General features: G+C 72.2%; 11 protein-coding genes and 1 pseudogene. 3 read left to right on the forward strand and 9 right to left on the reverse strand.

The window, feature by feature from the left end:
- Positions 1 to 70 precede the first annotated feature (70 nt).
- On the reverse strand, positions 71 to 934 hold the full coding sequence (locus ACOBQB_RS25895) for a TIGR03619 family F420-dependent LLM class oxidoreductase (RefSeq protein ID WP_423594727.1): 864 nt from the start codon (positions 932 to 934) through the stop codon (positions 71 to 73).
- 99 nt (positions 935 to 1,033) lie between these two features.
- On the opposite strand from ACOBQB_RS25895, the gene ACOBQB_RS25900 reads away from it, so the two are divergent.
- Together ACOBQB_RS25900 and ACOBQB_RS25905 are read left to right on the forward strand one after the other, a co-directional pair.
- The gene (locus ACOBQB_RS25900; protein ID WP_423594729.1) at positions 1,034 to 1,450 is read left to right on the forward strand and encodes an ankyrin repeat domain-containing protein; all 417 of its coding nucleotides are present in this window, start codon (positions 1,034 to 1,036) and stop codon (positions 1,448 to 1,450) included.
- Between the two features lie 201 nt (positions 1,451 to 1,651).
- Complete coding sequence (locus ACOBQB_RS25905) at positions 1,652 to 3,190, forward strand: CehA/McbA family metallohydrolase (RefSeq protein WP_423594731.1); 1,539 nt, start codon at positions 1,652 to 1,654, stop codon at positions 3,188 to 3,190.
- Positions 3,191 to 3,272: 82 nt separating this feature from the next.
- Here ACOBQB_RS25905 and ACOBQB_RS25910 read toward each other — a convergent pair.
- The 6 genes and pseudogenes from ACOBQB_RS25910 to ACOBQB_RS25935 form a co-directional block, all read right to left on the reverse strand.
- Positions 3,273 to 4,761, reverse strand: a pseudogene (locus tag ACOBQB_RS25910) (aldehyde dehydrogenase family protein).
- Positions 4,758 to 6,503, reverse strand: a complete 1,746-nt coding sequence (locus ACOBQB_RS25915; protein ID WP_423594733.1) for an N-acyl-D-amino-acid deacylase family protein — start codon at positions 6,501 to 6,503, stop codon at positions 4,758 to 4,760. Before ACOBQB_RS25915 ends, ACOBQB_RS25910 begins: the two are co-directional and overlap by 4 nt.
- A gap of 230 nt (positions 6,504 to 6,733) precedes the next feature.
- Positions 6,734 to 7,861 (reverse strand): LLM class flavin-dependent oxidoreductase, encoded by a 1,128-nt coding sequence (locus ACOBQB_RS25920; RefSeq protein ID WP_423594735.1) that lies wholly within the window; start codon positions 7,859 to 7,861, stop codon positions 6,734 to 6,736.
- 131 nt (positions 7,862 to 7,992) lie between these two features.
- A complete protein-coding gene (locus ACOBQB_RS25925; protein ID WP_423594737.1) occupies positions 7,993 to 8,790 on the reverse strand; it encodes an SDR family NAD(P)-dependent oxidoreductase in 798 nt (265 codons plus the stop codon).
- A gap of 30 nt (positions 8,791 to 8,820) precedes the next feature.
- Positions 8,821 to 9,729 (reverse strand): LLM class F420-dependent oxidoreductase, encoded by a 909-nt coding sequence (locus tag ACOBQB_RS25930; protein ID WP_423594739.1) that lies wholly within the window; start codon positions 9,727 to 9,729, stop codon positions 8,821 to 8,823.
- 142 nt (positions 9,730 to 9,871) lie between these two features.
- Complete coding sequence (locus ACOBQB_RS25935) at positions 9,872 to 10,177, reverse strand: hypothetical protein (protein WP_423594741.1); 306 nt, start codon at positions 10,175 to 10,177, stop codon at positions 9,872 to 9,874.
- A gap of 53 nt (positions 10,178 to 10,230) precedes the next feature.
- On the opposite strand from ACOBQB_RS25935, the gene ACOBQB_RS25940 reads away from it, so the two are divergent.
- Positions 10,231 to 10,506: a hypothetical protein gene (locus tag ACOBQB_RS25940; RefSeq protein WP_423594743.1), complete on the forward strand. Its 276-nt coding sequence runs from the start codon at positions 10,231 to 10,233 to the stop codon at positions 10,504 to 10,506.
- A 261-nt stretch (positions 10,507 to 10,767) separates the two neighbouring features.
- Here the strand turns inward: ACOBQB_RS25940 and ACOBQB_RS25945 are convergent, their stop codons facing one another.
- The gene (locus tag ACOBQB_RS25945) at positions 10,768 to 11,970 is read right to left on the reverse strand and encodes a helix-turn-helix domain-containing protein (protein ID WP_423594745.1); all 1,203 of its coding nucleotides are present in this window, start codon (positions 11,968 to 11,970) and stop codon (positions 10,768 to 10,770) included.
- A 100-nt stretch (positions 11,971 to 12,070) separates the two neighbouring features.
- Positions 12,071 to 13,318, reverse strand: coding sequence for an amidohydrolase family protein (locus ACOBQB_RS25950; protein WP_423594747.1), 1,248 nt, complete (start codon positions 13,316 to 13,318; stop codon positions 12,071 to 12,073).
- Positions 13,319 to 13,670 lie beyond the last annotated feature (352 nt).

Raw genomic sequence — 13,670 nt, forward strand, 5'->3', positions numbered from 1 at the left:
TCCGAGCATACGAGCGACAACACGTGACCTGGGCGGATACTTCCGCCCCGTACGTTCACGGGCCCCGGGGTCACGACCCCAGCTGCCGCCGCGCCGCGTCGAGCGCCGCGCACACCCGTTCCTCCCCCGCGGCCGGCAGCTGCACGATGACCTCGTCGACGCCCAGCTCCGCGTAGTGCGCGAGCTTGCCCGCCTCGGGGGCCACGGCCGTCAGCGCCACATACAGGTCGGCCCTCTCGCGCCCCGCATCGGCCCACGCCGTGCGCAGCGCGGGCAGCGCCTCGCGCAGTCCGCTGCCGCCGACGGGCATCCAGCCGTCGGCGTACTCCGCGATGTGCGCGAAGAGCCCCGGCCCGGCGGCGCCGCCGATGAGGGTGCGGGGCCCGTGGAGCGGCCCTTTCCCGGGCCGCTTGCGGGGCGCCCGCCGGGGCTTCGGATGGACCTCGCTGGCCCGCACCGACCCGAATTCCCCTTCGTACTCAGTCGGTTGTTCGGCCCACAGGGCCCGCATGAGCGCCATGCGGTCCCGTACGACGGCCCGCCGGTGGGGCCACGGGACGCCGTGGTCCTCGGCCTCCTCGCGGTTCCAGCCGTAGCCGATGCCGAGGGTGACGCGGCCGCCGGAGAGGTGGTCGAGGGTCGCGACCTGCTTGGCGAGGTCGATGGGGTCGTGCTGGGCGACCAGCGCGATGTTCGTGCCGAGGGTGATCCGCTCGGTGACGGCGGCGGCCTGGGCGAGCGCCATGAAGGGGCTGAGCATACGGGCGCACTCGGGCGGCAGCTCGCCGCCGGGGTAGGGGGTCTGGCGGGGCACGGGGATGTGGGTGTGCTCGGGGAGGTAGAGCCCGTCGAACCCCCGGCCCTCCAACTCTCGGGCCAGCGGTATCGGCCCGATGGTGCCGTCGGTCATGTACAGCGTCGCGGAGATGCGCACGGTGCCTCCGAGTCTCGGCGTTCGGTCGCCCCCATCGCCCCTTTCCTATCCGCGGAAAGTCGGTTGGTCCATGGCCAGGGCATTACTACGCTGACGCCGGTGAACAGACGACGGCAGAAGAAGCTGACCGGCCGCCTGGTGTTCGCCGCGCGGCTCGGCGAGACGGCGGCCGTCGCCTCCCTGCTGCGCGCCGGGGCCGACCCGCGCCTGCCGGACGGCGAGGGCACGACTCCCCTGTACGCCGCCTCCGTGCACGGCGACGCCGAGGCGGTCCGGCTCCTGCTGCGGGCCGGCGCACCGCCGGACGCCGAGAGCGGCCACGGCTCCGAGGGCACACCGCTGTGCGGCGCGGCGTGCTGGGGCCACGTCGACGCGGTGCGCGCACTGCTCGCCCACGGCGCGGACCCCACCCTCCCGGAGGACCACGGCACGGGCTGGACCCCGCTGCGCTGGGCCCGGGGCGGCCCGCATCCGGAGACGGAGGCGGCGCTGCTGGCGGCGGGGGCCACCGCCTAGGGCCCTGCGCCAGGAGCCCGGCGGGCCTCTCGGCCGATGACCTGGGCGGCGATCGGCCGCCGCCTGACCCGGGGCGGGGAAGAAGCCGCCGTCCATCGGGTGTAAGCCCGTCAATCTTCTTCCCTTGGCGCCCGGTTCACGGCTCAATACCAGGGTTGCACGCACCGCCCACGTCACCACCGACACCCTGGGAGCCGCAGCATGTGTGAGGACCACCCGCAGCACGGCGGAATGAACCGGCGCGGACTGTTCGTGGCGGGAACCGCCGCCGCCCTCACGTTGAACGGCGTGAGCTTCGCGAGCGGCGCCGAAGGGCGCGTCCCGGCCCAGGCGCGGCAGGGCACCCGGGAGACCAGGACCGTCCACGGGACCCTGCCGCCGGGCGCCCCCGACTTCGTCTACCTGCCGCTGGAGATCCCGGCGGGCGTCAGCGAGCTGCGCGTCGCGTACACCTACCAGAAGCCGCCCGTGCCCGCGGGGACGCAGGGCAACGCCCTGGACATCGGCATCTTCGACGAGCGCGGCACGGACCTCGGCGGCAAGGGCTTCCGCGGCTGGTCCGGCGGCGCCCGCACCGAGTTCTTCCTCCGCGCCGACGACGCGACGCCCGGCTACATCCCGGGCCGCGTCCGTCCTGGCACCTGGCACATCGCGCTCGGCCCCTACACGGTCGCCCCCGAGGGCCTGCCCTACGAGGTGACGATCACCCTCACCTACGGGGCCCCCGGCAGCGCCCCGAGGCCCACCTATCCGCCGGAGCGCGCGAAGGGCCGCGGCCGCGCCTGGTACCGCGGCGACTGCCACCTGCACTCCATCTATTCCGACGGCCGCCGCACCCTCGCCGAGATCGCCGCGCTCGCCCGCGCCGCGGGCCTCGACTTCATCAACAGCTCCGAGCACAACACGCACTCCGCGCACGCCCACTGGGCCGAACACGCGGGCGACGACCTGCTGATCATGCTGGGCGAGGAGGTCACCACGCGTAACGGCCACGTGGTGGCGCTCGGCACGGACCCGGGCACGTTCGTCGACTGGCGCTACCGCGCCCGCGACAACCGCTTCGGCAGATACGCGCGCACGATCCGCGACGCGGGCGGCCTCGTCGTCCCCGCCCACCCGCACGCCACCTGCGTCGGCTGCAACTGGAAGTTCGGCTTCGGCGAGGCGGACGCCGTCGAGGTGTGGAACGGCCCGTACACGCCGGACGACGAGGTGTCCCTCGCCGACTGGGACAGCATGCTCGTGGCCTCCGTACGCGGCGGGAAGCCGTGGATCCCGGCGATGGGCAACAGCGACGCGCACCGCGACCCCGACCGGATCGGCGGCCCGCAGACGGTGGTCCTCGCCGACGACCTGACCCGCGACGCCATCCTGGAGGGCCTGCGGCGCGGCCGCTCCTACATCGCCGAGTCCGCGTCGGTGGAGTTGTCCTTCTCCGCGGCGGGCGGCCGGGGCCACCACGCGGGCATCGGCGAACGCCTGTCCGTGGACCGCGACACCCCGGTCACGGTCCGCCTGGACGTCAAGGGCGCCCCCGGCTGCACGGCCCGCATCGTCACCGACCAGGGCGTCCTGCACACGGCCCCCGCCCTCCCGGCCTCCGGCACGGGCACGGTGGAGTGGCGCACGACACCGTCGTACGCGGCCTACGTCCGCGCGGAAATCCGCCACCCAACGACGACGCCCGCGCTGCCGGGGGCCTTGAGGGGGTTCACGAACCCGATTTTCCTGGGGCGCTGACCTCGGCGGGGTGCTCGCGTCGGCCGGCCGGCGACGGCAGGCCAAGCTCGGTGGGGGCGGGTGGGCGCCCCCACCAGGACGCTCAGCCGCCCGGCCACACGATCGACTGGAGTTCGCTGTACGCGTGCAGGGCGTACGAGCCGACGTCACGGCCCACGCCGCTCTTCTTGAAGCCTCCGAACGGGGCCTCCATGTTGCGGCCGATCGTGTTCACGCCCACGCCGCCGGTGCGGAGGCGGCGGGCCACGCGGAAGGCGCGGGCGATGTCGGCGGACCAGACGTAGTCGATGAGGCCGTAGTCGCTGTCGTTGGCGAGGGTGATCGCCGTTTCCTCCGCCTCCTCCGGTGTCGCGGCGTCGAAGGGGACGACGGAGACCACCGGGCCGAAGATCTCCTCCCGGACGACCCGCATGTCGGGGGTGCAGTCGGCCAGGAGTGTCGGGGCGACGTAGAAGCCGGTCGGGAGCGCCGGGCGCTCGCCGCCCGTGACGACGCGTGCTCCCTCCTTGCGCGCGACCTCGACGTACGCCTCGACGCGGTCGCGGTGTGCCGCCGAGATCACCGGGCCGACCACCGTGCCCGGCTCGGCCGGATCGCCGACCTTCAGATACCCGGCGTATTCCGCCAGCTTCTCCACCAGGCGTGTGTACGCACCCCGTTGGACAATCACGCGGGTCGGGGCCGTGCAGATCTGGCCGCTGTAGAAAGAGAACGTCGTGCCGATGCCGGCCACCGCCGCGTCGAGCCCCTTCTTCGCCCACGTCGTCGAAGACGATCGCCGCGCCCTTGCCGCCCAGCTCCATCAGCTGCCGCTTCATGGCGCGGCCGCAGACCTCGCCGATGCGCTGCCCGACCGCCGTCGAACCGGTGAAGCTCACCATGTCGACGTCCGGCGAGTCCACGGCGGCCTCGCCCACGGCGGTGTCCGTGCCGGAGGCGACGTTGACGACGCCGGGCGGCACGCCCGCCTCTTCCAGCGCGGCGGCCATCGCGTACACGGACAAGGGGTCCTGCGGCGCCGGTTTCACGACGACGGTGTTGCCCATGGCGAGGGCGGGCGCCACCTTGCCCGCCGGGTTCGCCCACGGGTTGTTGTACGAGGTGATGCAGGTGACGACGCCGACGGGCCGGCGCACGGCTACCGCACCCGTCACCGCCGCCGGTCCCATCGGCCCCGCCTCGGCGATCTGCGGCGGCAGGGCGGACTCGACCGGCTCCAGCGCGCCCTTCGCGTACCGCTGGAAGCGGGACACGGCCACGGCGACCTGCATACCGCGCGCCGTGGCGGTCGTCGCGCCGGTCTCGGCACGCGCGAGCTCGGTGTGCGCGGCGATGTCGCGGTGCAGGATGCCCGCCGCGCGGTCCAAGAGCGCGGCCCGCTCCTCGGGGGACGTGCGGGACCAGGCCGGGAAGGCGTCGCGGGCCGCGGAGGCCGCCGCGTACACCTGCTCGCGGCTCGCCTCGGGCGCGAGGCCGACAACCTCCTCGGTCGCCGGGTCGATCACTTCGTGGTGCCCGCCGTCGGGCTCGACCCACTCGCCGCCGATGAACAGCCGCCGCGCCCCGGTCACTTGGTGCTCACCGTCCTCGTGTCGCGGCCGGAGCGCAGCACCCGGCCCGGCACCGCACCCGTGACGACGTCCTCGCGGATGACCTCGACCCCGTTGACCCAGACCGCGTTGACGCCGATCGCCTTGGAGTCCAGGCGCGGGCTGTCGCCGGGGAGGTCGTGGACGAGGGTGGCTTTGCCCGCGTCGATCCGCTCGGGGTCGAAGAGGACGAGGTCGGCGTGGTGGCCCTCGGTGATCCGGCCGCGCTCGCGCAGCCCGAAGAGCTGGGCGGGGTCGTCGGTGAGCATCTTCACGGCCTGCTCAAGGCCGACCAGCTTGCGGCCGCGCAGGCAGTCGCCGAGAAAACGGGTCGTGTACGGCGCTCCGCACATGCGGTCCAGATGCGCGCCCGCGTCGGAGCCGCCCAGCAGGACGTCCTCGTGCCGCCAGGTCTCGGCGCGCAGGGCCCAGGAGTCGGGGTCGTTGTCGGTCGGCATCGGCCACAGGACGGTGCGCAGCCCGTCGGCGGCGCAGATCTCGACGAGGCAGGTGAAGGGGTCCTGCCCGCGTTCGGCGGCGATGTCGGCGACGACGCGGCCGGTGAGGCCCTCGTTCGCCGTGGAGTACGTGTCGCCGATGACGTACCGGTCGAAGCGGGCCAGGCGGCGGAAGACGCCCGCCTCCTTGCTGTCCGCGCGCCGCAGCATCTCGGCACGCACGGCGGGATCGCGCAGCTGCGCGATCCGCTCGGGCACGGGCAGGCCGAGGATGTCGCCCCAGCCGGGGATGAGGTTGAGGGCGCAGAAGGTACCGAGTGACATGTTCATCGGGGTGAGGATCGGCATGGTGAGGGCGACGACGCGGCCGCCGGCCTTGCGGGCGCGTTCACTCGGCACGAGCTGGCGCGGGACGCGTTCGGGGACGGCGGCGTCGATGGTGAGGACGTTCCAGTTGAGGGGCCGCCCGGCGGCCGCGCTCATCTCGACGAACAGGTCGATCTCGGCGTCGCTGAACTGGTCGAGGCAGCCCGCGACGATCGCTTCGAGCTGCGTGCCCTCGTGCTCGGCGACGGCTCGGGAGAGGGCGAGCAGTTCGTCGGGGCGGGCGTGGCGGGAGGCGACCGGCTGTCCGTCGCCGTCGGAGTGGGTGGAGGACTGCGTGGTGGACAGGCCCCAGGCGCCCGCGTCCATCGCGTCGTGGAAGAGGCGCAGCATCTCCTCCAGCTGGGCGGGGGTCGGCTGCCCGCCGACGGCGTCCGCGCCCATGACGTACCGCCGCAGGGCGCAGTGGCCCACCATGAAACCCGCGTTGACGGCGATCCGCCCCTCCAGGGCGTCGAGGTACTCCCCGAACGAACTCCACGTCCAGGGCGCGCCCTCCTCCAGCGACACCAGGGACATGCCCTCGACCTTCGACATCATCCGCCGCGTGTAGTCGGCGTCCTCGGGGCGGCCCGGGTGCAGCGGCGCGAGCGTGAACCCGCAGTTGCCGCCCGCGACGGTCGTCACGCCGTGGTTGAGGGACGGAGTGGCGTACGGGTCCCAGAACAGCTGCGCGTCATAGTGCGTGTGCGGGTCGACGAACCCGGGGGCGAGCACCAGGCCGTGGGCGTCCTCGCTGGTCCGGGCCTCCTCGGACACGGCTCCGGCTCCCGGTGCGGCGAGGACGGCGATGCGTCCGTCCCGTATGCCGACGTCGGCGACGCGGGCGGGGGCGCCGGTGCCGTCCACGACGGTCGCCGAGCGGATGAGGTGGTCGAGCATGGCGGGGTCCCTTCCTGTGCGGGCTGTGGCTGCGGGGCCTGCGCGGTCCTGCGGCTGCGGGGCCTGTGCGGTGCGGTGACCGCGGGGCCTGCGCGGTGCGGTGACCGCGGGGCCTGCGCGGTCCTGTGGCGGAGAAGCCTGCGCGGTCCTGTGGCGGAGAGGCCGACTGCTTGCGGGCGTGCTGGAACCCCGGCCTCCGTCCGGGAGGGGAGGCCGGGGTGGCTTCAGGGTCACGCTCCGGCGGCCTGCCGGAAGCGCGTGGTGCGGTGGACGGGGTCCGTGTCGATCTTCGGGATCACGTGCTCGCCGATCAGCTTGATCGTGTTCATCGTGTCCTCGGGCGTGATGCCGATCGGCAGCCCGAAGCTGAGCTGGTCGGCACCGGCCTGCTCCCACCGCTTGCACTGCCGGAAGACCTCGTCCGGGTCGCCGCAGATCATCAGCTCCTCGGCGATGAGCAGCTCGATGATCTCCTCGCTGTACGCGGGGAGCAGCTCGGGCCACTCGGGGATGCCCTCGGGGCGCGGGAAGGTGTCGTGGTAGCGGAAGAGCAGCGACTGGAGGTAGTTGAGGCCGCCGCCGACGGCGATCTCGACGGCCTCGGCGTGCGTCTCGGCGCAGATGGCCGTGGACGTCACCATGACGTTGTCGTTCACGAAGTCGCCGATCGCCGCGGCCTCCTTGACGGCCGACTTGTACGACTCGACGACCCACTCCATGTCGGACACCTTCTGCACGCTGAACCCGAGCACCCCGAGCCCCTTCTTCCCGGCCATCGCGTACGAGGAGGGGGACCCGGCGGCGTACCACATGGCCGGGTGCGACTTCCCGTACGGCTTGGGCAGGATCTTGCGCGGCGGCAGGGACCAGTGCTTGCCCTGGAAACCGGCGTACTCCTCCTGGAGCCACATCTTGGGGAACTCGGCGATGGTCTCTTCCCAGATCTCCTTGGTGTGGTTCATGTCGGTGATGCCCGGCATGAACCCGAGGATCTCGTGCGAACCGGCGCCGCGGCCCGTGCCGAACTCGAAGCGGCCCTCGGAGAGGTGGTCGAGCATCGCGACCTTCTCGGCGACCTTCACGGGGTGGTTGACGGGCGCGAGGGGGTTGAAGATGCCCGAGCCGAGGTGGATGCGGTCGGTCGCGTGGGCGAGGTAGCCGAGGTAGACGTCGTTGGCGGAGAGGTGGGAGTACTCCTCCAGGAAGTGGTGTTCGGAGGCCCAGGCGTACTTGAACCCGGACTTGTCCGCCTGGATGACGTACTCGGTCTCCTCGATGAGCGCCTTGTGCTCCGCTTCGGGGTCGACCTGGGCCCGCGCGGCGGGCACGTATCCCTGTACAAAGAGACCGAATTCCAAGGAGGTTCACCGTCCTCGTGAGGTTCTGACGGGCCGGACTCGTACACCGCGCGTCCTTTCTGACGGCCCGTCAGTTTGGGATGCGTCGACTGTTCCATCGGGCGGGCGGGGCGTCAATAGGTGACGTGCCGTCAGATAACGCTGACGCCGGCCAGCCAGCCGCCGTCGATGACGAAGGGCTGGCCGGTGATGTACGACGAGTCGTCCCCGGTCAGGAAGAGCGCGAGGGCCGCGATCTCCTCGGGCCTGCCGACCCGCCCCAACGGCACCAGGTTCTTGTACAGCTCCGCCACCGCCTCGCGGGCCGCCTCCGGGTCGGCCGCCGGGTCCAGCTGCGCGGGGTTGGTCATGGGGGTGTCGACCGCTCCCGGGCACACGGCGTTGACGCGGATGTTCCTCCCGGCCAGCTCCAGCGCGGCGACGCGCGTGAGGCCGAGGATGGCGTGCTTGGTCGCGGCGTACGCGCCGACGTACGCCATGCCGGTGAGGGCCGTGTAGGAGGCGGTGTTCACGATGGTGCCCCCGCCGGCCGCCGCTATCTCGGGGGCGACGGTGCGGATACCGAGGAAGCAGCCGATCTGGTTGACCTGGATGATCTGCTGGAACTCTTCCAGAGGGGTGCTGACCAGCTCGTTGAAGCGGAGGATCCCGGCGTTGTTGACGAGCCCGTCGACCTTGCCGAAGGTGTCCTTGGCGGTGGCCACGGCCACCTGCCAGTCCTCCTCCCGGCCCACGTCCAGGTGGACGTAGGCCGCCACGCCCCGCCCCCGCTCCTCGCCGATCTCCTTGACGAGGGCCTCGCCCCGCGCGTCGAGCACGTCCGCGACGACGACCTTGGCGCCCTCGGCGGCGAACAGCCGCGCCTCCTGCTCACCCTGCCCGCGCGCCGCGCCGGTCACGATGACTACGCGGTCGTCCAGCTTGCCCATGGGGGTGCTCCTCGGTCGACGGGGTGATGGTCACGGGTTGAGGTGGGGGGCCACCTCGGCGGCGAACGCCTGCATCTGGTCGCTGAGTTCGGCCCGGCCGCGGCTGCGGAAGCGGACCTGGATCTGGTCGACGCCGATCGCGTGGTACGCGCGCAGCGACTCGGCGATGGCGTCCGGCCCGCCGTGGAGCGTCCGGCGGCCGACGGGCCAGCTCGGCTCGCCGATGTACAGGGCCTCGGTGATCGCGCCGACGACGATCGGCTCCTCGATCCCCGCCTCCTCCCGCAGCCGCCTGAGCCGCGCGATCCGCGCGGGCAGCTTGTCGCGGGGGTCGCCCTGCGGCAGCCAGCCGTCGCCCCGGGTCGCCGCGCGGCGGACGGCGGCGGGCGAGGAGCCGCCGACCCAGAGGGGTACGCGGCGCTGGGCGGGGCGGGGACGTTGGCCGAGGCCGCTGAAGTCGTGGCACTTGCCGTGGTGCTCGGGGTATTCGTCCGGACCGAGCGCGGCCCGCAGCGCGTCGATCGTCTCGTCGAGGACCGGCCCGCGCCGCGCGAAGTCGACGCCGAGCACCTCGAACTCCTCCGGCACGTGCCCCGCGCCGACCCCGAGGATGAGGCGGCCGCCACTGAGATGGTCGAGGGTGGCGTACTGCTTAGCGGTGAGGAGCGGGTGACGCAGCCCCACGATGGCCACGTGGCTCATCAGGCGGACGTGCTCGGTGACGGCGGCGAGGTGGGCGAGGGTCGCCACGGGGTCGTACCAGGTGGTGCCCATGGCGGCGGCGAGGCGGCGGGGGATGGCGACGTGATCGCAGCACGCGAGGTAGGCGAAGCCCGCGCGGTCGGCTGTGCGGGCTATCTCGACGAGGTCGTCGGGGGTCGCTTCGACTTCCCAGGGCTCGGCGTAGAGGGAGCTCTGGGACTGGATGGGAAGCTGCATCCCGTACACGAGGGACGAATGCCGTTGCGGGGGCGGGGACATGGGTGGCCACTCCTGCCTTGGGGGCGACGGACCTGACGACACGTCACAAGCATGCCGCTGGCCATGGTGTCGCCTGACGGCCCGTCAGACAAGGGCCTCGTCACCCGCCTCCCCGAGGGGCCCGCCGCGCACGGGTACGCATGGCGGGCCGTGCGGGGTAGTCCGGGGGTCGGCCCCGATCCCGGTCCCGGTCGTGAGCCTGGGTGCGGGTCATGTGGGCGAGTTCCGCGACGCACGGGCCGCAGCCGTACAGGTCGCCCGTCGCGCCCGGCGTGGTCACCGAGCCGATCCACAGCACTCGCACGTCCCGGCGTCGGCAGTACAGCCAGCAGGAACCGGTCAGCCACCCATTCCCGTCGTCGGTCCGCGCGACGAGCGGCCACGCGTCGCGCCACTGACGCGCCATGGCCGGGACGAAGATCACGTCGTCGGCCGCTCGGCGCGCGGCCCGCCCGCGACGTGGAGGAACCCCCGGCCTTCTCGATCTCACCCGCCAGCTCTTCGTACTCCTGCCGGACGGAGGAGATCATCGAGCGGCACGCCGTGAGCACCGCCCCCGCCTCCCCGCGGCGCACCCGCCGCAGGGCGCGCCCCAGCCCGTCCCTCCCCTGCGGCGGCAGCAGCCCCGCGCGTTCCTCGATCACCTCGGCGATCTCCCACCCGAACGCCTCGGCGTACTCCGTGCATTCGGTGCGGGGCCCCGTGATGTCCGCCTGCGGGGCGCCGCACACGTAGATCACGCAGCGGAACCGTCCGATCCGCCCGGGCTCCTCCGGCATATGGGACGCGTCCGGCACCATTCCCGCCGCCGCGTCCGCCAGCGCCCGTCGCCGTTTCAGCTCGCCGCCGGTTCGCCCTGTGCGGTTACCGCTCCGCCGCGGCTCGTCTTCGGTACTGACCATGCACACATCGTGCCCAACCGAGCACCTACAGTGAAGAGATGGTCTATAGGGGCGGCCGAGGTCCCCCGGCCCCCGCTCGTACGCTCCGTCGGACCTAAGCGATCAGCGGTACGCCGATGAGTTCGCTGATGTGCCGCACGCGCGCCGTGGACACCTTGGCGAGGCGCTTGCCGATGACGCCCGGCAGTGCCTGGTGCTTGACCCACTCCGGGGCGTCGAGGCCCACCTCGATCAGCGTCTCCGCCGCCCGGTCGTGGAGACCGGCCGCGCACTGCGCGAGAGCGACGTCGAGTTTGTAGCGATTGCGGGCGAGTTTCGGCATGAAACGTGGCAACTCGGTGCGCCCCGCCAGCTGGAGGGCCTTTCCGTAGTTCCCCAGCGCGACGGCGATGCCGACCGCCTCGGTGTTCGCGGTGGTCGGGCCGAAATGCGTGCCGTACACGGTCTCGTCCCGACCGAGTCGAGCCGCAGCCGCGTGCGCCTGCGACAGGAAGTCGTCTGCCAATACGCCGTCACCTCGTCGGGACGCGGCCACCGCCGCGCTGATCATCAGACGTCCGTACGCCAGGAGTTGGGGTCGCGGAGACCTGCTGAACGACGGCTCGATGCGCAGTGCGGCACGCTCCGCGACGGCAACGGCTTGGGGAGCCTTGGCGCTCCGAAGGTGGAGCCAGGACAGGGTGGACTGTGTGATCGCGGCCAGTACGGCGTCTCCCGCGCTCGCCTCGATGTGCCGCGCGGAGGTGAGCGCGCTGAACGCGAGGTCCCGCTGGCCGAGCAGCATCGCGCTCGAAGAGGCGAACTGGTAGGCGCTGGTGAGAACCGCAGCCAGCTGTTCACGTTCATACCCCGTCGCCTGCCCGAACCGGGCGGTCCCTTCGAGCAGGACCCTGGCGAGGAGTTCACTCACCTCCACGAAGTCGCCCCGCCAATAGGCGGCACTCACCCGCTCCTGCACGCTCGACAGCTCGGACAGCGTGCTCGGGTCGCCGAGGCCGTCCCAGTCGCCGAGGGCGCTGTCATGCACTGCCTCGGAGAGCCGTCGCAGCGCGGCTCGCGTGCCCTGACTCATGCCCCGCCGCGGCGCCTGCTGCCCCAGAATCACCGACACGTCCGTGTTCAACGCGTGCGCCAGCTTCAGCAACGAGCCGATCGACAGCTCCCCCCGGTCCTGCTCCGCCTTCTGCACCAGGGCCAGCGAGAGCCCCGCCGCCTCGGCAAGCCCCTGCTGGGTGAGATCGCCGCCCCGCAGATGCTTGATGCGCTTGCCGTTCGTCAGATCCGCCCAGCTGCTCACGATCACCCCAGTGCGTTCGCTCCGGTTGCCCTGCTCCGATGGTAGGCGCAGAGCAGTCACCGCCCGGGGCGAACGGCCCGTACAACCACCTCCCAAGGGGTCACGCCCCCGGCCAGAGCCCCGCCTCCGTCAGGCCCAGCAACCCGATCGCGTTGCCCCGTACGATCCGCTCCACGACCCCCGCCTCCAGATGCCCCATCTGCGCCTCCCCCACCTCCCGCGACTTCGGCCAAGTGGAGTCCGAGTGCGGGTAGTCCGTCTCGTAGAGCACGTTCCCGACCCCGATGGCGTCGAGGTTCCGCAGGCCGAACGCGTCGTCGAAGAAGCAACCGAAGACGTGCTCGGCGAAGAGCTCCGACGGCGGCCGGTGCACCTTCTCCGCGACCCCGCCCCAGCCCCGGTTCTCCTCCCACACCACGTCCGCGCGCTCCAGGATGTACGGGATCCAGCCGATCTGCCCCTCCGCGTACATGATCCTCAGGTTCGGGAAGCGTTCGAACTTGCCGCTCATCAGCCAGTCCACCATCGAGAAGCAGCAGTTGGCGAAGGTGATCGTGGAGCCGACCGCCGGCGGCGCGTCCGCCGAGGTCGACGGCATCTTGCTGGAGGAGCCGATGTGCATGGCCACGACCGTCCCCGTCTCGTCGCACGCCGCGAGGAAGGGGTCCCACGCGTCGGTGTGGATGGACGGCAGCCCCAGATGCGGCGGGATCTCGGAGAAGGCCACCGCCCGCACCCCGCGCGCGGCGTTGCGCCGCACCTCGGCGGCGGCCAGCTCGGGGTCCCACAGCGGGATGAGGGCGAGCGGGATGAGGCGGCCGTGCGCCTCGGGGCCGCACCACTCCTCGACCATCCAGTCGTTGTACGCGCGTACGCCGAGCAGCCCCAGCTCACGGTCCTTCGCCTCGGTGAAGGTCTGACCGCAGAAGCGCGGGAAGGTGGGGAAGCAGAGGGCCGACTGGACGTGGTTGACGTCCATGTCGGCGAGGCGGTCGGGCACGCTGAAGGAGCCGGGGCGCATCTGCTCGTAGGTGATGACCTCCAGCTTGATCTCGTCCCGGTCGTAGCCCACCGCCGTGTCGAGGCGGGTCAGGGGCCGGTGCAGGTCCTCGTACACCCACCAGTCGCCGATGGGCCCGTCGTCCCCCTTTCGCCCCATCACCGGAGTGAACTTCCCGCCCAGAAAAGTCATCTCCTTCAGCGGGGCGCGGACGACGCGGGGTCCGCTGTCCCGGTACTTGGACGGAAGCCGGTCCCGCCAGACGTGAGGAGGTTCGACGGTGTGGTCGTCCACCGAGATGATCTCCGGGAAGCTCTCCGTGGTCTTCGCGCTCTCCATGGTCTCCATATGAGGCACGGTAGCGCCGATCTGACGGACCGTCAGCAAGGCGTACGCCGGCTCATGAGGTGTACGGGAGCGCGGCGGCACGCGGAACGGCGTGCGAGGACCCTGTGAGAGCCGTCTCCCACGGCTGACGCATCCGGCGTGGACAAGGCAAACTGGCGGGGTGCACGAACCGAGGCACGGCCGAGGCCGCCCGAAGCGGGGCCGCGGCCCGTCCGAGGCATGACCGAAGAAGGCACGACGCGGGCAGGGCAGGCCCGCGACCGGCAGGACTTGGGAACGGCAGGGCGGCAGGGGGAGCGATGGTCGATGTACCGCGAGTACCGGAGCAGTGGCGTCCGGCCTCGGGGAACAC

This window comes from Streptomyces sp. G5(2025), from assembly GCF_049542075.1.
GTDB lineage: Bacteria > Actinomycetota > Actinomycetes > Streptomycetales > Streptomycetaceae > Streptomyces.

Coding starts and splice junctions, on each gene's coding strand:
- ACOBQB_RS25950 (WP_423594747.1), bottom strand. CDS start 13,318: ATGGAGACCATGGAGAGCGCGAAGACCACGGAGAGCTTCCCGGAGATC.
- ACOBQB_RS25935 (WP_423594741.1), bottom strand. CDS start 10,177: ATGGCGCGTCAGTGGCGCGACGCGTGGCCGCTCGTCGCGCGGACCGAC.
- ACOBQB_RS25905 (WP_423594731.1), top strand. CDS start 1,652: ATGTGTGAGGACCACCCGCAGCACGGCGGAATGAACCGGCGCGGACTG.
- ACOBQB_RS25925 (WP_423594737.1), bottom strand. CDS start 8,790: ATGGGCAAGCTGGACGACCGCGTAGTCATCGTGACCGGCGCGGCGCGC.
- ACOBQB_RS25915 (WP_423594733.1), bottom strand. CDS start 6,503: ATGCTCGACCACCTCATCCGCTCGGCGACCGTCGTGGACGGCACCGGC.
- ACOBQB_RS25930 (WP_423594739.1), bottom strand. CDS start 9,729: ATGCAGCTTCCCATCCAGTCCCAGAGCTCCCTCTACGCCGAGCCCTGG.